This is a genomic window from Thiomicrorhabdus marina (assembly GCF_017571465.1).
Taxonomy (GTDB): Bacteria; Pseudomonadota; Gammaproteobacteria; order Thiomicrospirales; family Thiomicrospiraceae; genus Thiomicrorhabdus; species Thiomicrorhabdus marina.
Genome location: NZ_JAGETV010000028.1, coordinates 1 through 21,989, shown reverse-complemented (window position 1 = coordinate 21,989; position 21,989 = coordinate 1). Strand labels below are relative to the sequence as shown.

Sequence of the window (21,989 nt, the reverse complement as noted above, 5' to 3'; positions counted from 1 at the left end):
GAATTCAAGAACGTAGACTGAATGGGTGTTAGCTAGCGTAAAGAAGGAACGGTGTTATGACAAAGTCCCCATTTTCTGCGGAACAAGATACTTTGCAAGTCGATCAAGCAGGTGGCACATTTACCTTGAATCGACGCCGTTTTTTGCAACTGTTAGCGACTTTGCCGACATTGGGATTTTATAGCCATGCAGTCAATGCAACTCCAAAGGGGTTAAGTGAGCCTTGGTTAAGTGTTGATGCGGTGCAAAAACAGTTGTTTCCAATGTCGGAAAACTGGTTGGGCGCTGAGCAAATTAATGCCTTAGGTTATCTGCAGCAGAAAATGCAACGCCCCTTGGTTGACCCGAAAGACTACGATTTTCTGGTCAAGGGCGTTGGTTGGTTAAATGACTTTGCCCAGAGCAGTCATCAGCAACAATTTGCCGATTTAAGTGCTGAGCAGAAAGAAACTTTATTGCAGCAAATCGCAAAAAGCCAAGCCGGAGAAAATTGGCTTGGCATGATTCTCAATAATCTGATTGAGGCGCTGTTAAGCGATCCGGTTTATGGTGGTAATCCAAATGGTATCGGTTGGAAAGCAATGGGGCAGACGCCGGGTTATCCTTTGCCAACAGCACAAGAGCGCTATTTTGAACTCGGTTATCAAAGACGGCAGCGCGATTACCAACAGCGTATTAAGCGCACCACCAAAGGTTAGGAGAAAGTGATGGGTGTTCAAAATCCTGATTTTGATGTTTGTGTTATCGGTAGCGGCGCTGGCGGCGGACCGGTCGCTTTACGTTTGGCACAAGCCGGTTATGACGTATTGGTGTTGGAAAAAGGCCCTTGGTTGAAAGAGGAGCACTTCAAGAAAGATGAAATGGCTTGTTGTCGACATTCGATTTTTACTCCGAACCTGCAAGACGAGCAGCATGTTATTGAACAGAAGTATCAGGATGAATGGTTAAGTGAACCTAGTTCGCAATCCGGCTGGAGTTTCTGGAACGGCAATATGGTCGGTGGATCCTCAAATTTAATGAGTGGTTATTTCTATCGACTTAAGCCGGAAGACTTTCGCCTAAAGTCGGAATTCGGCGCGATTGACGGCGCCAATGTAGTCGATTGGCCAATCAGTTATGACGAGTTGGAGCCTTATTACACGATGGTTGAAAGCGAAGTAGGGGTTTCCGGAGAGGCTCAAGAGCATAAGTTTTCCGAGCCACGTTCCGTTCCAGATTTCTACCAGAAACCGACTGCCGAGCATCCGATTGTTGATCGCATCGACAGCGCTTGTGAAGAACTCGGTTATCAGGCGTTAAAAACCCCGCGAGCGATTTTATCCAAGCCTGACAAGGGTCGTCGCAGTTGCGAATATTCCGGTTTTTGCGGCAGCTACGGCTGTGCTTCCGGTGCTAAGGGCAGTTCGCGTGCTGCCCTGTTAGATAGAGCGGTCGCGACGGGGAAATGTCAGATTCGTGCCGATAGCCAAGTTAGCCGTTTGATTTCCGATTCCAGCGGTAAGGTCATTGCGGCAGAGTATTTTGATTTACAGGATAAGCCGCAGCAGGTCACTGCAAAAATCTTTGTGGTCGCTTGTCAGGCGGTGGAAACCAGCCGTTTGTTATTGAATTCGGTCGGTGAAAAACATCCGAACGGGCTCGCCAATAATCATGGGCAGGTCGGGAAGAATTTACTGTTTTCCGCAGGCGGTGCCGGCAGTGGCGATCTGCCCTATGAAATGATGAGTGTTGAAAGCGCGCGCCTTTTGCAAACTCGCGGGCCTTTCGTTAATCGTAATTTGCAGGATTGGTATTTTATCGATGACTTGGCGTTTGCCGATAAACCGGCCAAGGGCGGGACCATCGATTTTCTATTGCGTCACCCGAATGTGCTGTCGCAAGCCATGTCGCAAAAATGGGACGACAACGGTAAATTGATTTGGGGCGATGCCTTGCAGCAGAAAATCAAGTCGGCAATCGGTGGCCAACAAACATTGAATTTTGAAGTCTTTAACGACTGGTTGCCGACCGATAACTGTTTTGTCAGTCTGGATTCGCAAGTCAAAGATCGTTGGCAGCAACCGGTTGCTAAGCTTCGTTTGGGGTATCACGAGCATGACCTGAAAGTTGGTCGTTATTTGAGTCGCAAAGCGGAGAGTGTTTTACAGCAGATGGGGGCGAAGAATATTTCGTGGTCGGTCAGTGGTTCGCCGCCTTCCAATCTAATGGCTGGCGGTTGTCGTTTCGGGACGGATATTGAAACCTCGGTGTTGGATACAGACTGCCGTGCGCATGATTGCGAAAATTTATATGTGACTGACGGTAGTTTTATGCCGACTGGCGGTAGCGTCACTTACACTTGGACCATTTATGCCAATGCATTTCGAGTTGCCGAGAAGATTATCGAAGCGTTGTAAATACGACTTGTCGCAAGAAAATTTATAAAAAGTCATAATCTTGATTAACTAACCTTAAGAAAAATTACTTAAGATTCCCAATTTTGCTTAGATTAATTTACCTGTATGGGAGAAATAATTATAGTAATTGCAATAGGGATAAATTTTTTACCTTGAGTATTTTCCTTAGAAACGCAGAATAGTTCTTCTCTGAATTTAAGGAAACGCAGAACAAGTCCAAACACCTAGCTGAAGTCAATGGGGACTTATTCTGCTTTTCCTTAACTGTTTCGATTTATTCCGGGTTTTTTATGGTTGAGAGTTTTGCTAATGCGAATATGGTTTAGATATCTAGTTATCGTTGTAAGTCTAACTACTTTACTACCGATTTCCTGTTCCGCACTCAGTGACTTGAAAACAGACGCATCCGATAACCGCATTTCTCTGCAACTTCGCTGGACCCCGCAATTTCAATTCATCGGTTATTACGCTGCGCTTTGGCAGGGCTATTATCAAGACGCTGGTTTAGATGTGGAAATTATTCCGGGTTCTCCAACTCGACAGCCGCATCGAGAAGTGCTTTCAGGCAGAGCGCAATATGGAGTTGGCAATAGTGAAGTACTGCTAAGTTATTTACAAGACAAGCCGCTCATCGCTTTAGCGGCAATTTTGCAGCACTCTCCTTCGGTTTTATTGACGCGTAAAGACAGCAATATTCGCACTCCACAAGACTTAATTGGTAAACGAGTGATGATGCTCGGTGGTTCTAATGATGTCGAATTCTTTGCCATGTTGGCGAGCGAAGGCGTTAGCCCGACTGATGTGACGATTATGCCGAGCAGCTATCGGGTGGAGGATTTACTTGAAGGCAAAGTTGATGTGTTTAATGCCTATCTCAGTAATGAACCTTTTTACTTAGCGAGTAAAGGGGTTGAACCGTTTGTCATTAATCCTGTCGATTACGGCGTGGATATGTACAGCGATATTCTTTTTACCAGCAATGACGAATTAAAGCATCATCCGCAACGCGTTAAGGCGTTTTTGCAGGCATCCTTAAAAGGATGGCGTTATGCATTGCAGCATCAAGACGAAATGATTAATCGCTTGTTGGAAATGAACATCGGCAAAACGCGCGAGCAGCTGCAAAATGAAGCCAAGGTGTTGCAGAGACTGATTCAGCCAAATACGATTTCACTCGGAAATATCAACCCCGGACGTTTTGAGCGTATGGCCGATTTGTTGCAGAAATTTGGTTTTGTGCAACACACTAAATCGGTTGAAGATTTTATCTATGATCCCAATCCAAAAGTACGTCAGTCGACTTTTCTAAAAGTTTTGGCTTTGGCTATGACCGGTCTTCTAGTGGTTATTTTTATCGCTTTTTGGTTTTGGAATACTAGCCGTCGCTTGCAGCATGAAATCGCGCTTCGTAAAGAGACAGAGCGCTCTTTGCAATCGTCGCAAAGACATTTTCAGCAAATTGTCGAAACCCTGCAAGAGGTCTATTTTCGAACTGATACCCGCGGCAATATTGTTTATATTTCGCCATCGGTTGAGAACTTACTTAAACAATCCGTTGATAAAATTATTGGCAACAATATCGAAAACTATTACGTTGCGCCGTATAAATTTAAAAGCTTATTGGAGGCTTTGCATAACGAGAACGGAAAAATCAAGGATTATGAACAGCAAGTTCTTACCGCAGATAATCGAGAAATTTGGGTTGCGATCAATAGCCAATTTTTCTATGAAGGAGACAAAATTATCGGCGTAGAAGGAACGGCTCGTGAAATTACCCAACAAAAAGATCAAGAAGAGTTAATGAAAAGCATGGCGTTTGAAGATCCTTTAACCGGGCTTTACAACCGTCGTAGCTTGATTAAACAGTTGAACATTGTGATTAAGCAGAGTATCGAACAAAATCAGTTTGGTGCTTTACTGTTTATGGATCTTGATAATTTCAAACCGGTTAATGATGAATTTGGTCACAATACCGGTGATGAACTTTTGAAGATCGTTGCCTGTCGGTTACGACAATCGGTGCGGAAGGGCGATGTCGTATTTCGTATCGGCGGAGACGAATTTGTGATTTTGTTATCTTCGCTAAATACTGCCGATTCTTCGGCTGCGGAGATACGTGCCAGCAAGATAGCCTCTACCTTGATTGTACATTTGAGAGAACTTTATCTCGTCGATCATTTGAGTTTGCATTTATCTGCAAGTATCGGTATTAAACTCTTTCCGGACGAGATGCATGATGCTGACCATATTATCGAACAAGCTGATAAAGGGATGTATACCGCAAAAGATCGCGGTAAAGACCAGTATTACATCGTCTGAAATGATTGTTTAGCCGGTAAATGCTTCAGCAGAGTTCAAATAATTTATTTCCGCTTGTGAGCTATTTCGACCCAAGGCTTCATTTCTATGCGGGAAGCGTCCAAATTTCCGCACAATTTCACGATGATGGCGTGCAAATTTAGCATTTTCAAACAAGTCCGAAGCGTCAAATAAACGCACCGCTTCATCTTGATCTGCCAAGTTTTCACTGTGCATTAACGGCATATATAAAAAACCGCGCTGATCCTTCGGAAGTTGTAAATCGAACCCTTTTTCGACGGCCTGCTTACAGACTTTTACGGCAAGTTGTTCGCTGGAAAAGCTCTTTGCTTGGCCGCGAAACATATTCAGTGGAAACTGATCCAGAACGATGCAAAGCGCTAAGCAACCTTCGGCGGTTTCTTGCCAATGATTCAATTCTCCGTCCAAGGCTTGTTGCCAAAGAATTTCATATTTATCGCGTATTTCGGTATCAATTTGTTCGGTTGAACTAAACCAATGTTGCGACATTGGTGCAGAATACCAAAAGCGTAGAATTTCATCAGGTGTATTCATAGCAAACCTCGTTAATGTTTCACGTGAAAATTCATGTTTCATTCGCTTAAGGGTAATAACTGAATTCCGCCATTTGATAAACCGTCTTGTGCCATCCAGACGACATTCGCTTTTCGCGAGTCAAGCGCAATCGCTTCCGGTTTCGCGGCAGGCGAGTTTAATGTTTTGAGCGGCGACATGGCTTGGAATCTGGTTGTACCGTCCCAGTTAAAAATCGCAAATCGTCTTGGCTCTTCACTGACTGGCCCGGCCAATAAAATTAAACGGTCTTCAGTAGCCAACATATCTCGGATTCCCAATCCGCCTAGATTCACTAGTTGTAGCTCCGGTTTATTAAGTTTGAATTTGTCGGCTTTAAGGTTAAAGCGCAAGATTGCTGCGAGATTACCGCGTAGCACCGGGCCGCGAAATCCGACGTATAGATGATTTTCAGTGACGGCAATGCCTTCAATATCAACACCGTTTTCTTTGCTTGGCAGTTTGCTAAAAGGCGCGAGAATTTCATTTTCGACAAGCCATTTATCTAAGCTGAGTGAACGGATATTTTTGACTTTTCCGTTGTCGGATAATTCCAGTTGAAAGAGTTGATGACGGCTTGGTTCATGGACGATTTTGCTAAGTCGTTTAAAGTTCTTTTTTTCGCTCGCGTCCGCTTTGATTTTTTTGCGCTTATGAGAGTGCGAACCGATGGCATATAGATAGGGAGCTTGCCAAGCTAGGCCTTCCAAGTCCAGTTCGTCCTCGTTATTGGTTAAGCGGATAATACCGGATTTTTCGGCGATAAAGGTGTTGTTTTGGCGTGGCAAAATTTGCATTTCTGTACCTTCATCGGTCGCCAGAGCAGCAAAGTTTTCGGTTACCACTAGGCCACTGATATTTTCATTATCAATGCCCAGTTTGCCTTGTATCAAGAAGTCATCTTTAGCGATGACCGCACTACTTATCGCCAAACTAAGAAGGGTTGAGGCGATGACAGGTAATGCCTTAGGGTAAGGTTTTAACATTATTCATTCTCTACTAGCTGTCGATTATTTTTCGACGCGCATTTTTAGATTGCTCAGAGTGTTATTCGGCATATCGATTACCATTGCATTTGCTAACCAACTCGGAATTTCGCCGCCGGGCTCAGCACTGATTTGCAAGGTCACTTTGGTCATATTATCCTGCGGTTGCAGTAACCAAAAACCATTCAGACGCGGCACACGAATTTTATCTTCCTGTTTTGGGTAAGCATCCGGTACGCCTTTTAAGGTGATTTTGATAGCGCCATTGGCTAGCTTTTCAGTGGTCGACTGAGTAACGCTATCGCGATTACTAACCGGCCACGGTGCCTTGGTTACCGTGTAATTTATTACTTGGTTTGCGCCCACGTCTTTGAGGCGCTTGGCTTCGATTGTATTGTGATACCACTGTGGCAATTTCTCCGTATCTTGAATGACAGCAAGGATTTTTGATGCCGAAGCCTGAATTTCAACTTCGCCCTTAAAAGCTTTAAAAGAAGAGCCTTCAACCGCTTCGGTCCAAACCTTGACCGGCGAGCCTTCTGGAACTTCTTCAGCCTGCCATGCTTGTGCAGAATGGGTAAACAGTAGCGTCGCTAAAGCAATAGGTAGATAGAAAGCGGGTCTGGTAAATTTCTTCATTATCTTTGTTCCAAGGTGTTAATCGTTAACAGCCTTAACTTTAGAGAAGGGCGTTATTGGACGCAAGCTAATAAATTATTTGCTGTTAGAAAAAGCGGTTATAAAGGGTTCTGACAGAGTAAAACGGCATGGTCGTCAAAGCACAATTTATCCTGCATCAGATTGGCGCTTTGGTGATGGTTGTCGCATTGTATCTATGCACTATTCCAGATATGTACCAGAAGCAGCTCTCGACCCGATTTTGGCATCGCTTCGAGCTTAGTGTTGATTTGCCGTTTCTATTGACGATGAATTTTTCAATTCGCTAGTTCCAATGTTCCTACGCAGAGTGTGGGAACGAGTCAAAATTAGTTAGAGATTTAATTTTACTCTGACCCCTGATTATTACAATCTATCCTTAGCATATAACGCCGCGCTCTGCGGCAAATTTGTCCGGTAGTAAGCGTTTTGTTATTCCATGAGTTCTGCGACATTAACAGAGAACTCAGACTCTAAATAGTTTACCGTTTCTGGTTGGCCATCCAATGAAGCCCGAACTAGCTGTGACGTGAATAATCCACTTTTAGACTTCCATTTAGCCTCAGCACGTGGAACAGCTTTTACCCAGTTCACAAGTGCAACATACTCCGATTTTTCAAGGTCGTTGGAATTTTCTGAAATATTTGGGCATTCCAGGTCTTTTTGAAGCAGCGGTACATTATCAATTAAGACTTCTCGTACTGGAAGTGCACACTGTGTTATTTGACCAATACCAACAAAACCATGCCCTTTTAAATATGCTGCAATAAGGTCGCCTTTTTGAAGTCCTAGCATCGCATCTCTGAATCTGGGGGCTTGACCTGCGGAGATAAACCCAAATCTGACATAATCATCCCAGTTGCGATGAATGCCTTCGCCTATATTGTAGTAATAGAAGCCATTCTGAAAATCGAAGCCAGAAAGGTTCTTATGTAATGCATCATGCGGTCTAAAGTTATCTGCATAATGACCGGATGATATATTTGTTAGTTGTTTTCCTAGCTTCCAAAGGAGCGTTTTTTCTACCAGCAAGGCATCATGCTCTGATAAATTACGAGCAATAACACGAATGATTGGCTTCAAACCTTCTTTTTTTATTGCTTTAATTCTTTTGGACTTTTCGGTATCTGTGTTTTCGCTCAGGTGAGCATCCTTCCGAGAGCCTTTACCCTTACCATAGTAAAACTCTTCGAAATTTCTCGGGTCGATGTATACGTACACGTAATAGTTATTCATGGAACCTTAAAGACATAACGTTTAAGCTAACCCGCCGCGCGTTAGCGCGGTCGGGTTGAGTGTATTGTTAGGCATTACAATTCCTCAACAGCTTTGCTTGGTTCAATATCGTTGCCAGCAGCATCCTGTAAAGGAAATATCTTTTTACATGGTTTGCAGTAATAACCTTTACCACCGATTTCATAATTTCCATAACCAGCGATAGGAATTTTGCAATTAGGGCAATGAGGGTTTTTATTCGAGTCCCAGTAAATACCATATTTAAGTTTAAAATCAGGTTTTTTATTAATAATCCAAAATAAGACAACTAAAACTATATTGAGTGCCAATGAAGCAAGAAGTAAAGATAGTAATAAAGGTTTTGACAACCCTGACTCTATCGCTGGCAGTACAATCGGAGAAATTTTGGTCATGGCCCAAATAAGTATTACAGTTATGGATACAGCAAGGCCTTCTGCTGCTCTTGTGACTATTGATTCTTTAACTTTTTCCCCAAAGCTCATTGAGTACTCCATATTTGTGTTGCCTAACTGCTATTTGACATCCTAAACCCGATTTAAAGCATTGATAATATCGCCGTTTTATCTCGATACTTTAGGATGAATTTTAAAAATGGTTTTTGCATTTCAATGAGTTAAGAAAATATTGCCCTGATTTTAGCCGGCATAAATTCTCGCTACTCATTCAATACAAACCGTCTGTTATTCAATTTGTTATTAATCATACACAAAAGTATTTTTTTCTGTAGTGAAAACAAAAACCCCAACTAGCGATTGCCAATTGGGGTTATCGTTTTATGTGGAAGGTCGCTTTGGATTAGCTCGTTTGTTCTACCGTGTTCTTTTTGCGTTCGCTAAAGCGGGCAATCAGTTTAAAGAACAGTGGTACGAATAGCGGTGCTAGTGCAGTAGCAGCGATCATACCGCCAACCAATCCGGTACCGACCGATTCACGTGCGGCAGCACCGGCACCGGTACTGAGCATGAGCGGTACGGCAGCAATGGTGAATGCTAGGGATGTCATAACAATCGGGCGGAAACGACGTTTCGCAGCCAGTTGTGCGGCTTCGTCCAATGGCATGCCGTTACGGTGTTCTTGAATTGCCACTTCGACAATCAAGATCGCGTTTTTGGCCGAGAGACCGATCAGTGTCAGCAGCCCGAGCTCAAAATAGATATCGTTGCTTAAACCGCCCAAAATGACCGCAATCGAGGCACCGAGTACCGCAAACGGTACCGCTGTTAGAACGGCAATCGGAATTGACCAACGTTCATACAGTGCCGCCAGAATCAGGAATACAAACAGCAGACCGAATAGGAAGGCTTGGTTACCTGAATCGGCTGATTTTTTCTGCTGATAGGCTTCACCAACCCAGCCCAGCGAATAGCCGTCCGGTAGTACTTCTGCGGCAACTTCTTCAAATGCTGCCAGAGCCTGACCGGAACTGTAACCCGGAGCGGGTTCGCCCATCATTTTCGCAGCCGGGAATAGGTTGAAACGATCCACCACATCGGCACCGGTAGTGCGTTTGAATTCTACCAAGGAGCTTAGTGGAATCATCTCGCCGGTGCGCGAACGGACAAATACCTGTTTTAGATCTTGTGGCCCTTGGCGGAAGTCGGCTTCGGCTTGCAGATTAACTTTAAAGGTACGGCCGTACAGGCTGAAATCGTTGACATACAAGGTACCGAAAGTCGCCTGCATCGCCGCGAAAATTTCTTGCGCGGAAACATTTAGCAACTGCGCTTTTTCGCGATCGACAATCGCTTCGTACTGCGGGATTTTAGTCGAGAAGGTAGTACGAACCGACGTCAATTCCGGGCGAGCACTGGCTTTGGCAATCAGCTCATCGGCGATTTTTGCCAATTCCTCCGAACCGGAACCGGTACGGTTTTGCAGATAGGCTTCAAAGCCGCCGGTCATGCTCATGCCCATAATAGTCGGCATGCCGATTGGAATGCTGAAGGCATCTGGAATCGCGTTTAATTGCCCGAATAGTTGGCCGACAATCGCTTGCGATTGTAGATCAGGGCTTTCACGTTCGTCCCAATGCTTCAGTTTAACAAAGCCGACCGCCGAATCGGTACGGTTGGTGAAGGTTTGTAGGTCGAAGCCGGCAAAGTTAATGCTGTGTTCCACGCCCGGATGATTCAGCAAGGTTTGGCTGACTTGATCACGCGCTTCTTCGGTACGGTTCAGCGCTGCCGCCGGTGGCAGGTAACTCAAGACAAACAAGGTGCCTTTGTCTTCTTGCGGCACCAAGCTTTTCGGAATACCTGAAAGGGTGTCGTAGGTGACATACAGCAGACCGCCAAACAGCAAAATGCTGATTAGGCTATAGCGCATTACCTGACGTACACCAAATGAGAAACCACGAGTGATGCCATCGAAGACGCGGTTAAAACCACGGAATAAGATATTCGGTTCCAGATGGCCCTCTTTCAACATGGTGGCGCAAAGTGCCGGCGTTAGTGTCAAGGCAACAATACCGGAAATGGTTACCGAGATAACGATGGTAATGGCGAACTGTTTATACATCTCGCCGGTCAAACCGCCGACAAAAGCTACCGGAATAAATACCGCGCCGAGAACCAACACGATAGCGATAATCGGGCCGGTAATCTCTTGCATCGCCTTAATGGTCGCATCACGTGCTTTGAGATGATGGGAGCGCATAATCCGCTCGACGTTTTCAACCACGATAATGGCATCATCAACCACGATCCCGATTGCGAGAATCATCCCGAATAAGGTTAGTTGGTTAATGGAGAAACCAAGCAGGTACATACCGACGAAAGTACCGATAATCGAGACGGGAATCGCCAGTACCGGAATCAAGGTTGCACGCCAGTTTTGCAGGAAGATAAACACCACCAGTACGACCAGAATCAGTGCTTCAACTAAGGTGTAAATTACCTTGTCGATAGAGATCTGTACGAACTCGCTGGTGTCGTACGGAATGGCGTAATTCAAACCTTGCGGGAACTGGTTAGCCAGCTCTTCCATCTTGGCATCAATCAGTGCCGAAGTTTCCAGCGCATTGGCGTTAGGTTGTAAAAATACCCCCATCGGCACGGTCGGGTTACCGTCAAAAGTGGCATTGAAATTATAGGCTTGTGCGCCCAGCTCAATACGTGCCACGTCTTTCAGGCGTAAAAGCGCGCCATTGCTTTCGGTGCGCAGAATGATGTTTTCAAACTCTTGCGGGTCGCTCAAACGCCCGGCGGTGGTTACCGTATAGGTAAAGGCGTGTTCGGCATCCGGTTCGGCACCAAAACGTCCGGCTGCAAATTGCGAGTTCTGTTGGCGAATTGCCTGCGCGACATCAGCCGGAGTTAGCGCGAATTTTTGCAGTTTGTTCGGGTCTAACCAGATACGCATCGAGTAATCTTTAGCACCGAATTGACGTACTTCACCGACGCCGGGAATACGCGACAGTTCATCCACTACGTTAATCAAACCGTAGTTGGCAATGAATACGGTATCAAGACTCTTATCACCTGAGTAAAGCGCGATAACTTTTAGAATGCTCGGCGAGCGCTTGTTGACCTGTACACCAAGCTGCTGAACTTCAACCGGTAGACGGCTTAAAGCACTCTGCACCTTGTTATTGACGTTGATATTCGCTTGGTCAATGTCGGTACCGATCTTAAAGGTTACGGTCAGGTTAAGCACACCGGCCGATGAGGTGACCGAGTTGATATACAGCATATCGTCGATGCCGTTAATTGCCTGTTCTATCGGCGCGGCAACGGTTTCAGAAATGGTTTCTGCACTGGCACCCGGGTAGGTTGCCACCACTTGCACTTGTGGTGGGACAATTTCTGGATACTCGGCAACCGGTAGCGATTTCATCGCCAGATAACCGGCGATGATCACAATCAGTGAGAATACGCTGGCAAGGACCGGACGGTCGATAAAGGTTCTAGTCAGCATTATTTGCCTCCGGCTTGCTTAGCTTCGGTTTGCGGCGGTAAGACGCTGACCGGCGTGTTTGGACGCAACTTGATCAGATTGCCGACAATGACATGATCACCGGCCTGTAAACCGCCTTTGACCAACCAGCGATTCTGATATTGTGCAGCCAGTTGCACTGGTTTCATCAGTGCTTTGCCGTCTTCGGCAACGTACACAAAGGCTTGTGCACCGACTTGAAGGATTGCTGCTTCCGGCACGCTTAACAGGTTATTCCATTCGCCTAAGGTGACTTGCAGGCGCACATATTGCCCCGGCAATAGGCGCTGCTTATCGTTAGTAAAAGCGGCACGTACCATCTGACTGGAAGTTTGTTGATCCAGCTGAGTGTCGATAAAGTCGATTTTACCGTCGGCGACTACCTTGCCGTATGTATCAAGTAGAGAGACTTTTGGTTGTGCGAAGGCTTTTACCAAGCCGGCATCTTCTTGTTCGAACAGCTTTTGGCGGTCATTGTCGGCAATCGCAAAATTGGCGTATACAGGGTCGCTATTGGTGATGTTGTTTAATAGGGTAATTCCCGCTTCCGGGCTGACCAGATCACCAACGTCCATTTGGCGTTGACCGATGGTACCGCTGATTTCTGCTTCGATTACGGTATCGTCTAGATCAATTTGCGCGGAAAGCAGTTGTGCTTTTGCGGCATCGCGATCCGCCTGCGAAGTTTGCCAAGTGGTGAAGGCGTCATCGACTTCTTGAATACTGACGGAACCTTGTTTATTCAGTTTTTTGACACGCTCGTAATTGATTTTGTTTTGCTTAATCTGGATTTCTAAGCTTTTAACGCGTGCTTTAGCTTGCGCAACGGCGGCAACATAGCGGCGATCGTCTATTTGGTACAACTTGTCACCAGCTTTAACTGTTTGTCCCTCTTGATAGAACTGTTCCTCGATAATGCCAGTGACGCGGGCATGAATCTGCACTGCTTTGCTTGCGGCAAGTTGCGCCGGATAATTCATCTGATAGGGGAAGTTTTGTGTTTGGACTTGCTCCGTTTGCACCGGCATTGGCGGCTGTGACTTCTGGGCGGCTTGCTGTTCGGCAGCAAAAACGTTTGGCGTATATGCGGCGGATAAAAATACAGCGCATAGAAGTAGTTTAAGAAAAGGTCTATTCGAAGCATTCATAATTTAAGGCCCATCCAGAGGTTGTGATTTCTTGTAAAGTTATCTATTGTAATATAAAAAGTGTAGTTGTCACTACTCTTTTGTAGTTAACTTGTTGTTTTTGCATTTAATGTTTTGCATAGTCGATAAATAGTGCAAGCTATGTTTAGGGTATAATACGCAGGAACATTGCATTTTTTAATTTTTGTTAAGGTTGCCAGTATGAGCAAAGTTGTCGAGTCGAAAGATTCACCCTCAGAAGCATTAAGTACACGGCGTGAAGTAACGACTAACAAAAGAGGGCTAGCACGCCAGCAAAAATTGTTAGAAGTTGCACAGAAACATTTTTTTGCTCATGGGTATGCCGGCGCAAATGTTAATGACATTGTGCGCGAAGCCGGTGGATCTCTTAATACTCTATATCGTCATTTTGGCAATAAATTAGGCCTGTTTGAAGCTGTCATGCAGGACAAAGCTAATCAACTTTTTCTACCGTTTGCCGAAACCGATTACTGGCAAGCCGATATGGAAAATAACCTCCTTAATTTTGGGCGGGCAGTGCAGAGTGTTGCGCTTTCACCTGACGGTTTGACGATTCACCGGTTGGTTTCCAGTGAAAACAATTTAGAGCAAAGTGAAATCCAGCGCTTGTTTTATAAAATTGGTCCACAAACCGCGATTACCATTCTTGGTGATTATTTACATGGTTTAAAGGAACAAGGACGAATCCGCATTAATGATTGTTATATTGCCGCCGCGCAGTTTCTGGAAATGATTAAGGGGCCTTTCTTTTATCCGGCATTATTCGGTAAATTACCTGAAGAACAGGAAATGGAAAAAGCTCTAAAACAGTCGGTCGAGATTTTCCTTAATGGTTGCCTGCGTTACTGATAAATGAGCCCAATTCAGCTGTTTTTAACAGCACCTAATCTCTTTCTAAAGTGTTTCACGTGAAATAAAAAGCCCGCAACCTTAGGGAAACTCAGAATGAGTCAATCGGGACGTAATTCTGCGTTTCCTGTGGTGCAGGCAAGTTAACGATGTTAATTGTTTTAATTACAGGTTATTGACGAACCCCTTCGATATCCAGTGTCATAAAGACTTCAGTCGATGCCGGCCCTAAATCATAGGTAATACCATAGTCGGCCAGTTTAAAACTAGTCGTTCCGGTGAATCCGGCGCGATAGCCACCCCAAGGGTCTTTACCTTCGCCAATCTTTTCGGCTTCAATCGTCAATGGTTTGGTTACGCCGTTTAGAGTCAATTTGCCTTTTACTGCAATGCCATCGCCGCTTTCGCTAATTGACGTACTGACGAACTTGGCTTTTGGGTATTTGCTGGCATTCAAGAAGTCTGCGCTGCGTAAGTGTTTGTCACGTTCGGCGTGATTCGAGTTTAAGCTAGTGGTATCAATTTCTACTTCCACCGAGCTGGCATTTGGTTTGTTGGCATCGTATTCAAAATTGCCTTTGAAGTTATCAAAGCGACCATTTAACCAGCTGTAGCCGAGATGTTTGATTTTAAATTGCACCGCAGCGTGCATGCCTTGACTATCGATTTGGTAGTTTGCGGCTTGTGCAGCTTGGGTACTGAGAAGCAGGCCGGTACTCAGGGTAAAAACCGCGAGTAATTTAGATGGATTAAGAGTCTGCATGAATGTCTCCTTTTAGAGGTTTAAGCATACGTTTAAGTGTGTTGTCTCGATTAATAAAATGGTGTTTTAAGGCTGCGCCAAGATGCAATCCGACAAGTAGCATGAAAGCCCAAGCCAAATATTTATGTACTATTCCGGCACGGTCGGCTTGTAGTTCGAATTGCCAATTCAAAGCCGGTAGCGTAAACAGTCCGAAAACATCGATCCCTTTGCCTTCCGCGGTAGAGATTAGATAGCCGCTGACGGCAATCAATATCACCAATAAATAAAACAGCTGATGTAATAATTCTGCGCTGCGGTTTTGCCATTTGACCTTGCCTAAAGGTGCCGGTCTTGGATTGCTCCAACGCCAGATTAGGCGCACTACCATCAATAGCAAAATCACGACACCAGCGGCTTTATGTAGCTCAGGTGCACGGTGATACCATTCACTGTAATAACTTAGGTCGACCATCCAGGTGCCGACAAAAAACATGGCAAGCAGTGCAATCGCTAACAGCCAGTGCAGACCAATACTGATAATTCCATAGCTGTTGGAGTGGTTGCGCCATTGCATTGCGGTTGCCTTGTTGATATTTCGTTAAGGAATAATTTATATTTTTTCCAAAATGATTAGAATGGCTTGATAATAAAAAGACTTTTTCCATTTGATGTGTAATTATTTGAGGGTTTGAGATGCAACAGGATGTGCTGGAAGGCATGAGCGTTTTTGTGCACGTGGTCGAAAGTGGTAGTTTCAGCTCTGCCGCGCAGGTTTTAAATGTCTCACCGTCGTTTATTAGCAAGCAAATCAGCAAGTTGGAAGACCGCCTCGGTGCGCGTTTGCTGAACCGTTCGACCCGCAGTTTAAGTTTGACTGAAGTTGGCCAGATTTATTTTGCCAAAGCGCGTGATATTGTTAATTCGGCACGCGATATTGAGGGCAATATCCATTCCTTGCAGAGTAATCCACTTGGACAACTGAAAGTCAGTGTACCGCTCAGTTTCGGGCATCTTTTTTTGCAGCCGATTATCAGCGATTATATGCAGCGTTACCCGCAAGTGGATTTGCAGATTGATTTTAGTAGTCGTTTGGTCGATTTGGCGGGCGAAGGGTTTGATGTGGCGATCCGTTTGGGAGAAAGCAAAGACTCCAGTTTAATTAGCCGTAAGCTGACTGACTTCACCATGCATACTTGTGCAACAGTTGAATTTTGGCAGCAGTATCCGCCGGTGCATCATCCGAATGATTTGCGGCAGATTCCGGCCATTAAATATCATTATCAACAAGCGCCATTGATGTTCGAATATGTCGCCAACGGTAAACCCTTGTATGTCGATATTGCCGCTAAAGCGCAGTGTAATCACCTGCCATTACAGTTACAGTTGGTGCTGGACGGCTTAGGATTCGGGCGCTTGCCGACGTTTATTGCTGAACCTTTTCTGCAATCTGGTGACCTACAGCCAGTGTTGGAGGGTTTTGAATTACCGACCCAAGGCGTCTATATTGTCTATCCACATCGCCATCACCTGTCGGCAAAAGTGCGTGAATTTGTGGATTTGGTCGTGCGAAGTTTTAAACCCTAAAAATCAGAAACTGGAAAGAACGATATGTGGTCAGTATTGGCAGAAAAAACCTTTCGCCCGTTTTTCGGCGTGCAGTTTTTAGGCGCTTTTAACGATAATCTCTTCAAGAATGCTTTGGTGATTTTGATCACTTTTAAACTCAGCCAATCCGCTGAACAAACCGGGCTTTTAGTTACCTTGGCGGCCGGCCTGTTTATCTTACCTTTTTTGCTGTTTTCGCCCTTGGCCGGACAGATTGCCGACGCCTATGACAAACGTTGGCTGATTCGCAAAATCAAGTTGGCCGAGGTTGGTATTATGCTGCTCGGCGGTATGGCGCTGATCCAGCAGTCGATTGAGTTGTTGATGTTCACTCTATTTTTAATGGGCGCGCAGTCAGCCTTTTTCGGGCCGATTAAATATTCGTTTTTGCCGGAAATCCTGCCGGAAAAAGCGCTAGTACAAGGTAATGCGTTGTTTAGCGGCTCGACTTTTGTGGCGATTCTGCTCGGTACAATTCTTGGCGGCGTCGGCGTCATGCTCGACAAAGGTACTTACTGGATGGGATTGACCGTTATTGTGGTCGCAGTGCTGGGTTACCTGTTAAGTTTTTTTCTCGGCGCTATCGGTAGTAAACCGCAGTATGTCGAACCGATTCGTTTCTTCGGCAAGGCAATGCCGATGCTACGCCAGGCAAGATCTCATAAAACAGCATTTTTCTCGGTTTTGGGAATTTCTTGGTTTTGGTTTTTCGGCGCGGTGATTCTGAGTCAGATTCCGACCTTGGTGAAATACGATTTGTTCGCCGACGACCAAGTGGTGGTTTGGTTTTTGACGCTGTTCTCAATCGGTATTGCGGTCGGTTCCGCTGTTATTGCTCAGCGTTTAAAAAGGCAAGTGCATTTGCGTTGGCATCCGGCACTATTGCTTGGCATGAGTTTGAGTCTGTTGTGTGCGGTATGGATGATTTTGTTACCGCTGGCTGAAGCAGAATCGGTACTCGGTTTGGCCGATTTTTTGGCTTCTTCCATCGGCATATTGCTTAGTCTTAGCTTCTTTTTGATGGCGGCCTTTGGTGGTGCTTATATTGTGCCGTTGTATACGCAAATGCAATCTGCTACTCCTGCGCCGGAGCGAGGGCAAATGATTGCCGTCAATAATCTAATTAACTCCGCTTTGATGGTGCTATCGTCAATTTTGATTATGCTTGGCTTCGCCATTGGTTTATCCTTACCGGCCATATTGGCAATTTTGGCAATATTGAATATTTCGGTTATCCTTGTTTTCAAAAAAGATAAAAATCGATAAAAAATAGAATACTTTTTGCTTTGAGGCTGTTGAAGAATGAAATGGTTGGTTAAACCTTTAGCGAAACTTTTTTTTAAATTATTGTACCGAGTTGAGGTGAAGGGGCTGGAAAATTACCATGCCGTCGATCAGAGCCAACAGCCGATGTTAATTATCGCCAACCACGTTTCCTTAATGGATGGCCCGCTTCTTGATCTATTTTTGCCGGGCAAAACCACTTTTATGGTCGATAAAGGCCATACCAAAAAATGGCATGAGCGCTGGATTTTGCGCATGAGCCACTTTTTCACTGTTGATATGCACAGCCCTTATGCCGCTAAACACATGATTGAAGAGCTGCGTTCCGGCAAACAGTGCATGATTTTTCCGGAAGGGCGCATTACAACCACCGGCGCGATGATGAAAATTTATGACGGTACCGGTATGGTTGCGGCCAAGAGTAATGCCGCGATTCTGCCGGTGCATATTGATGGCGCACTGCTGAGTAAATTCTCGTATCTGGACGGTACACGTTGCGCTTTCATTAAGCAGTTCTGGTTTCCGAAAGTCACCATCAGCATCGCTCCTCCACAGCAGCTCAATATTCCAAAAGGTATGAAAGGCCATCAGCGTCATCATTTTCTGACCGAGCAGGTCGCGAGAATGATGCGTTTAAGTGCTTATCTCGGCACTGTGCAAAATCATTCTTTATTTCAATCTCTCTTAGTAGCCAAGAATAAATATCGTCAAAAAGATGTCTGTGTTGAAGACATTAATGATCAAGAATTGAATTTAAAGAAAATCGTTCTGGCCTCGAAGGTTTTGGGTAAGGCTTTGGCGAAAGAGTTGGGTGATCAAAAACGGGTCGGTTTGATGTTGCCGAATGTTGCTGGCATGCCAGCCTCTTTCTTTGCCTTGCACGCTTACGGTTATGTGCCGGCAATGATTAATTTCACCGCCGGTAATCACGCAATTCGTTCGGCATGCGAGACCGCTGAATTGAAAACCATTGTTACCTCGCAGCGTTTTATCGATGCGTTTGAACTGCACTCTTTGGTTGAAGAATTATCGGATTCGATTCGTTTTCTGTTGTTGGAAGATATTCGCGAGCAGATTGGTTTGACGGCTAAGTTAGGAGGTCTATTTTCTTCAGCTAAATCTTTGCCGGGTGCTAAAGCGGATCCAGATTCGGAGGCGGTGGTCTTGTTTACTTCTGGTTCTGAAGGAGCACCTAAAGGCGTCGTTTTATCGCATCAAAATATAGTCAGTAATATCGAGCAAATTTCAGCGATGTTTCACTTGTTGCCGAATGAGCAGCTGTTTAACGCTTTGCCGACCTTCCATAGTTTTGGTTTGACGGCCGGTATGTTGTGGCCGATTTTAAAGGGCGGAAAGGTGTTTTTCTATCCGTCTCCGATGCATTATCATCAAGTGCCGGAGATGGTCTATCAGAAGAATGCTCGTCTGATTTTCGGCACAGATACCTTCTTTTCCGGTTATGCGCGTAAAGCGAATTCTTATGATTTCTACAGTGTACGAGCCTTAGTTGCCGGCGCGGAGAGATTGCGTCCTGAGACGCGCCAAATCTATGCCGATAAATTCCATATGCCGGTTTTTGAAGGTTACGGTGTTACCGAAACCACGCCGGTGCTGAGCGTGAATATCCCAACGGCTTATAAACACGGTTCGGTCGGTCAGTTTGTGCCTATGGTCGAATCGCGTCTTGAGCCAGTTCCGGGCATTGAACAAGGTGGTCGTCTGTTCGTCAAAGGGCCGAATATTATGCTTGGTTATCTAATGCCGGATAAACCGGGCGTGCTACAACCGCCGGAAGATGGCTGGCATGATACCGGTGATATTGTCGATATTGACCAGGAAGGTTTTGTCTGGATTAAAGGCCGTGCCAAACGTTTCGCTAAAATTGGCGGAGAAATGGTTTCGCTAACGGCGGTCGAGACTTACATTAATAAGCGCCACCCAGATGGACATCATGTTGTGGTATCGGTCGCCGATGAACGCAAAGGCGAGAAGTTGGTATTGGTCACCGACGATAATGACATTAGTCGTAAATCGGTTATCGATGCTGCTAAAGTCGAGAAAGTTTCTGAATTGATGATTCCGAAAACGGTGCTCTTGGTTGAGCAGGTTCCGATGCTCGGTACTGGAAAAGTGAACTACCCAGCAGTGCAAGAGCTGGTTGAAAAACAGCTCGTTAAAGCGGTGTAAAGAGTTATTGTTAATTCGTTAATAACTCTTTACAGCTTTAGAATTGAAGTTTGGATATGTTAATTTAAGATGCAAACCGTTCTAGCAGTTCTTGTTCAATTGTATGATGATTTAAAGCTCTGACAATTTCCTTTGCTACTGCATACCCTAGATTTACCGGCACGGCATTGCCGATTTGTTTGTAAATTTGGGTCATGCTTCCTGCAAATTTCCAGTTATCAGGAAATGTTTGAATACGTGCATACTCATTAGTGGTAAATGGCCGTGTTTCTTCTGGATGACAGCGTTCTGTTTGTTTTTGGGCTGGTGAAGTCGTTAAAGTTAAGCATGGCTCATCCCAACTAATTCTTCTGGCAATTCCTGTTTTTCCTCCTCCAAGGTAATAACTTTGCTTCATGTATTGTTTTTGCAAATCAATAGGTAAATCTCGCCAGTATCCACCAGGAGGAATTAAGTCCATAATTTGTTTTTTCGACTCAGGATAGGTTTGACCACTTGAAAGAGGAACATCATTTGGATAAAGCTTTCCTGCTTTTAAAGCATCTTTTAGAACATAAATTTTTTCATCAGGTTTAGGGTATGAGTAGTTAATATTAAGGTCCTTACGAATTCCAACTAAAAACAGGCGCTCTCTTTTCTGAGGAACTTGATAATTAATTGCCTTTAAGACTTTAGGTGAAAGCACCTTGTAATCTAAGCTCTCTAAGACATCAATCATTGTTTCTAATGTTCTGCCATTATCATGTGATACTAAGCCACGAACATTTTCAGCGATAAAAATTTTAGGGCGAATTTCGTTAAGAGCTCTTGCAAATTCATAAAATAATGTTCCTCGTGTGTCTTCAAAACCGAGTTTTTTTCCTGCATAACTAAATGCTTGGCACGGAAAGCCTCCTGATAGAACATCTATTTTGTTTTTGTACTTGTTAAAGTCGATATTGGCTATATCGCCTTCAACAACATTCCAGTCAGGGCGGTTGTTACGAAGAGTTTGGCAAGCCCATTTGTCAACTTCATTCAGTAACTCGCATTCAAGTCCGGCTTTTTCTAAACCAAGAGCCAGGCCACCTGCACCGGCAAAAAGTTCAATGGTCTTATAAGCTTTTATAGGTTGGTAATGATTTTCGTCTAAAATTTCCATATCAAAAATGCCTACCCCACCGGTATAATTTTTTAGTGTTTCTTGAGTGTAAACCCTATAGTTATTTGGTAAGCGAACGGATTTTAACTTGCCATTATTGTCCCATCTGCGTAATGTCTCTTTAGACACAGAAAGTAGTTCAGCAGTTTCATTCAATGTATAAAACTGTTTGTTCATAATAATTCTCAATTTTATATATAAGATTGGTCAACCTTGGTCATGGTTATTTTAAAGGAAATATTTTGGATTTGGCATTAAAAAAGCAAATACTGCAAAAGGCACAAGACTGGTTTGTAGAATCAATTGCTCAAAATCATATAAAAAATACAGAGAAATTAATCAAGCCTACAGAGTTTAAAATTAACCCTTTTACAGCTGTTTATTTAGCTAATTTTTTAACTGGTAACTCTAATCCTGAGAGCATTGCCAAAGCGTTGGTTTACCCTAGAGTATTAGGCACCTCTATTACTACTTCTTTTGGAACAAACATCCAAAAATTTACTAGTGAAGTATTATCGGCATTTGGAAGTACAACCTCAGGTATTGATATAGAGTTTATTGATCAACTTGATGGCTTTAAGAAATACTGCCAGATGAAATCAGGTCCAGAAACTATAAATAAAGATGATGTAGAAACTATAGCCAAGCATTTTAGTGGAGTTTTAAATTTAGCAAAAACGAATTCTCTCAGGATTGCTCATAGTGACATGATTGTTGGAGTGCTTTATGGTGATAGCGGTGATTTAAATGCGCATTACAAACGAATAACATCTGAATATCATTTTCCAGTGTATGACCTTTCCCCTGAATTAGTACCATTCTCTTGATGAGATTTTTTCATTATGCCACCTGTTTAGCATACACAGCTGGCGGTAAATAATTCAGTGA

19 protein-coding genes are annotated in these 21,989 nt (G+C 44.3%); 9 read left to right on the top strand and 10 right to left on the bottom strand.

Annotated features, from left to right (window positions below; all coding sequences use genetic code 11):
* The first annotated feature begins 56 nt into the window (after positions 1-56).
* The 3 genes from J3998_RS11345 to J3998_RS11335 all read left to right on the top strand — a co-directional run bounded on the left by J3998_RS11345 (position 57) and on the right by J3998_RS11335 (position 4,715).
* On the top strand, positions 57-698 hold the full coding sequence (locus J3998_RS11345; protein ID WP_208150786.1) for a gluconate 2-dehydrogenase subunit 3 family protein: 642 nt from the start codon (positions 57-59) through the stop codon (positions 696-698).
* A gap of 9 nt (positions 699-707) precedes the next feature.
* Entirely contained in the window at positions 708-2,396 is a 1,689-nt protein-coding gene (locus J3998_RS11340) for a GMC family oxidoreductase (RefSeq protein WP_208150785.1), read from the top strand.
* Between the two features lie 309 nt (positions 2,397-2,705).
* Positions 2,706-4,715 (top strand): ABC transporter substrate-binding protein, encoded by a 2,010-nt coding sequence (locus tag J3998_RS11335; protein ID WP_208150784.1) that lies wholly within the window; start codon positions 2,706-2,708, stop codon positions 4,713-4,715.
* Positions 4,716-4,724: 9 nt separating this feature from the next.
* On the opposite strand, the gene J3998_RS11330 is transcribed toward J3998_RS11335, so the two are convergent.
* The 3 genes from J3998_RS11330 to J3998_RS11320 are packed head-to-tail and all read right to left on the bottom strand — an operon-like array spanning position 4,725 to position 6,913.
* A complete protein-coding gene (locus J3998_RS11330) occupies positions 4,725-5,270 on the bottom strand; it encodes a DUF924 family protein (RefSeq protein ID WP_208150783.1) in 546 nt (181 codons plus the stop codon).
* A 38-nt stretch (positions 5,271-5,308) separates the two neighbouring features.
* The gene (locus J3998_RS11325) at positions 5,309-6,274 is read right to left on the bottom strand and encodes a DUF3616 domain-containing protein (protein WP_208150782.1); all 966 of its coding nucleotides are present in this window, start codon (positions 6,272-6,274) and stop codon (positions 5,309-5,311) included.
* A gap of 24 nt (positions 6,275-6,298) precedes the next feature.
* A complete protein-coding gene (locus J3998_RS11320; protein WP_208150781.1) occupies positions 6,299-6,913 on the bottom strand; it encodes an START domain-containing protein in 615 nt (204 codons plus the stop codon).
* Positions 6,914-7,041: 128 nt separating this feature from the next.
* On the opposite strand from J3998_RS11320, the gene J3998_RS11315 reads away from it, so the two are divergent.
* Positions 7,042-7,221 carry a hypothetical protein gene (locus tag J3998_RS11315; protein ID WP_208150780.1) on the top strand — a complete coding sequence of 60 codons (180 nt, stop codon included), beginning with the start codon at positions 7,042-7,044 and terminating at the stop codon, positions 7,219-7,221.
* Positions 7,222-7,363: 142 nt separating this feature from the next.
* Here the strand turns inward: J3998_RS11315 and J3998_RS11310 are convergent, their stop codons facing one another.
* The 4 genes from J3998_RS11310 to J3998_RS11295 all read right to left on the bottom strand — a co-directional run bounded on the left by J3998_RS11310 (position 7,364) and on the right by J3998_RS11295 (position 13,269).
* A complete protein-coding gene (locus J3998_RS11310; protein ID WP_208150779.1) occupies positions 7,364-8,167 on the bottom strand; it encodes a GIY-YIG nuclease family protein in 804 nt (267 codons plus the stop codon).
* A 74-nt stretch (positions 8,168-8,241) separates the two neighbouring features.
* Entirely contained in the window at positions 8,242-8,670 is a 429-nt protein-coding gene (locus tag J3998_RS11305; RefSeq protein WP_208150778.1) for a hypothetical protein, read from the bottom strand.
* 313 nt (positions 8,671-8,983) lie between these two features.
* A complete protein-coding gene (locus J3998_RS11300) occupies positions 8,984-12,103 on the bottom strand; it encodes an efflux RND transporter permease subunit (protein WP_208150777.1) in 3,120 nt (1,039 codons plus the stop codon).
* The gene (locus J3998_RS11295) at positions 12,103-13,269 is read right to left on the bottom strand and encodes an efflux RND transporter periplasmic adaptor subunit (protein ID WP_208150776.1); all 1,167 of its coding nucleotides are present in this window, start codon (positions 13,267-13,269) and stop codon (positions 12,103-12,105) included. The genes J3998_RS11300 and J3998_RS11295 overlap by 1 nt, the downstream gene beginning before the upstream one ends.
* Positions 13,270-13,470: 201 nt before the next feature.
* On the opposite strand from J3998_RS11295, the gene J3998_RS11290 reads away from it, so the two are divergent.
* Positions 13,471-14,139 carry a TetR/AcrR family transcriptional regulator gene (locus tag J3998_RS11290; protein WP_208150775.1) on the top strand — a complete coding sequence of 223 codons (669 nt, stop codon included), beginning with the start codon at positions 13,471-13,473 and terminating at the stop codon, positions 14,137-14,139.
* A 172-nt stretch (positions 14,140-14,311) separates the two neighbouring features.
* Here the strand turns inward: J3998_RS11290 and J3998_RS11285 are convergent, their stop codons facing one another.
* Both J3998_RS11285 and J3998_RS11280 read right to left on the bottom strand, forming a co-directional pair.
* Positions 14,312-14,902, bottom strand: coding sequence for a YceI family protein (locus J3998_RS11285; protein WP_208150774.1), 591 nt, complete (start codon positions 14,900-14,902; stop codon positions 14,312-14,314).
* Positions 14,889-15,458 carry a cytochrome b gene (locus J3998_RS11280; RefSeq protein WP_208150773.1) on the bottom strand — a complete coding sequence of 190 codons (570 nt, stop codon included), beginning with the start codon at positions 15,456-15,458 and terminating at the stop codon, positions 14,889-14,891. Before J3998_RS11280 ends, J3998_RS11285 begins: the two co-directional genes overlap by 14 nt.
* Positions 15,459-15,577: 119 nt before the next feature.
* Between J3998_RS11280 and J3998_RS11275 the strand changes: the two genes are divergently transcribed.
* The 3 genes from J3998_RS11275 to J3998_RS11265 are packed head-to-tail and all read left to right on the top strand — an operon-like array spanning position 15,578 to position 19,960.
* Complete coding sequence (locus J3998_RS11275; RefSeq protein ID WP_208150772.1) at positions 15,578-16,468, top strand: LysR family transcriptional regulator; 891 nt, start codon at positions 15,578-15,580, stop codon at positions 16,466-16,468.
* A 24-nt stretch (positions 16,469-16,492) separates the two neighbouring features.
* Positions 16,493-17,755 carry an MFS transporter gene (locus J3998_RS11270; RefSeq protein WP_208150771.1) on the top strand — a complete coding sequence of 421 codons (1,263 nt, stop codon included), beginning with the start codon at positions 16,493-16,495 and terminating at the stop codon, positions 17,753-17,755.
* Positions 17,756-17,791: 36 nt separating this feature from the next.
* Complete coding sequence (locus J3998_RS11265) at positions 17,792-19,960, top strand: AMP-binding protein (protein ID WP_208150770.1); 2,169 nt, start codon at positions 17,792-17,794, stop codon at positions 19,958-19,960.
* Between the two features lie 64 nt (positions 19,961-20,024).
* On the opposite strand, the gene dcm is transcribed toward J3998_RS11265, so the two are convergent.
* The gene (gene dcm, locus J3998_RS11260; RefSeq protein ID WP_208150769.1) at positions 20,025-21,278 is read right to left on the bottom strand and encodes a DNA (cytosine-5-)-methyltransferase; all 1,254 of its coding nucleotides are present in this window, start codon (positions 21,276-21,278) and stop codon (positions 20,025-20,027) included.
* Between the two features lie 65 nt (positions 21,279-21,343).
* Between dcm and J3998_RS11255 the strand changes: the two genes are divergently transcribed.
* Entirely contained in the window at positions 21,344-21,928 is a 585-nt protein-coding gene (locus J3998_RS11255; RefSeq protein WP_208150768.1) for a PDDEXK family nuclease, read from the top strand.
* The last annotated feature ends 61 nt before the right edge of the window (positions 21,929-21,989 follow it).

Coding starts and splice junctions, on each gene's coding strand:
- J3998_RS11345 (WP_208150786.1), top strand. CDS start 57: ATGACAAAGTCCCCATTTTCTGCGGAACAAGATACTTTGCAAGTCGAT.
- J3998_RS11340 (WP_208150785.1), top strand. CDS start 708: ATGGGTGTTCAAAATCCTGATTTTGATGTTTGTGTTATCGGTAGCGGC.
- J3998_RS11335 (WP_208150784.1), top strand. CDS start 2,706: ATGCGAATATGGTTTAGATATCTAGTTATCGTTGTAAGTCTAACTACT.
- J3998_RS11330 (WP_208150783.1), bottom strand. CDS start 5,270: ATGAATACACCTGATGAAATTCTACGCTTTTGGTATTCTGCACCAATG.
- J3998_RS11325 (WP_208150782.1), bottom strand. CDS start 6,274: ATGTTAAAACCTTACCCTAAGGCATTACCTGTCATCGCCTCAACCCTT.
- J3998_RS11320 (WP_208150781.1), bottom strand. CDS start 6,913: ATGAAGAAATTTACCAGACCCGCTTTCTATCTACCTATTGCTTTAGCG.
- J3998_RS11315 (WP_208150780.1), top strand. CDS start 7,042: ATGGTCGTCAAAGCACAATTTATCCTGCATCAGATTGGCGCTTTGGTG.
- J3998_RS11310 (WP_208150779.1), bottom strand. CDS start 8,167: ATGAATAACTATTACGTGTACGTATACATCGACCCGAGAAATTTCGAA.
- J3998_RS11305 (WP_208150778.1), bottom strand. CDS start 8,670: ATGAGCTTTGGGGAAAAAGTTAAAGAATCAATAGTCACAAGAGCAGCA.
- J3998_RS11300 (WP_208150777.1), bottom strand. CDS start 12,103: ATGCTGACTAGAACCTTTATCGACCGTCCGGTCCTTGCCAGCGTATTC.
- J3998_RS11295 (WP_208150776.1), bottom strand. CDS start 13,269: ATGAATGCTTCGAATAGACCTTTTCTTAAACTACTTCTATGCGCTGTA.
- J3998_RS11290 (WP_208150775.1), top strand. CDS start 13,471: ATGAGCAAAGTTGTCGAGTCGAAAGATTCACCCTCAGAAGCATTAAGT.
- J3998_RS11285 (WP_208150774.1), bottom strand. CDS start 14,902: ATGCAGACTCTTAATCCATCTAAATTACTCGCGGTTTTTACCCTGAGT.
- J3998_RS11280 (WP_208150773.1), bottom strand. CDS start 15,458: ATGCAATGGCGCAACCACTCCAACAGCTATGGAATTATCAGTATTGGT.
- J3998_RS11275 (WP_208150772.1), top strand. CDS start 15,578: ATGCAACAGGATGTGCTGGAAGGCATGAGCGTTTTTGTGCACGTGGTC.
- J3998_RS11270 (WP_208150771.1), top strand. CDS start 16,493: ATGTGGTCAGTATTGGCAGAAAAAACCTTTCGCCCGTTTTTCGGCGTG.
- J3998_RS11265 (WP_208150770.1), top strand. CDS start 17,792: ATGAAATGGTTGGTTAAACCTTTAGCGAAACTTTTTTTTAAATTATTG.
- dcm (WP_208150769.1), bottom strand. CDS start 21,278: ATGAACAAACAGTTTTATACATTGAATGAAACTGCTGAACTACTTTCT.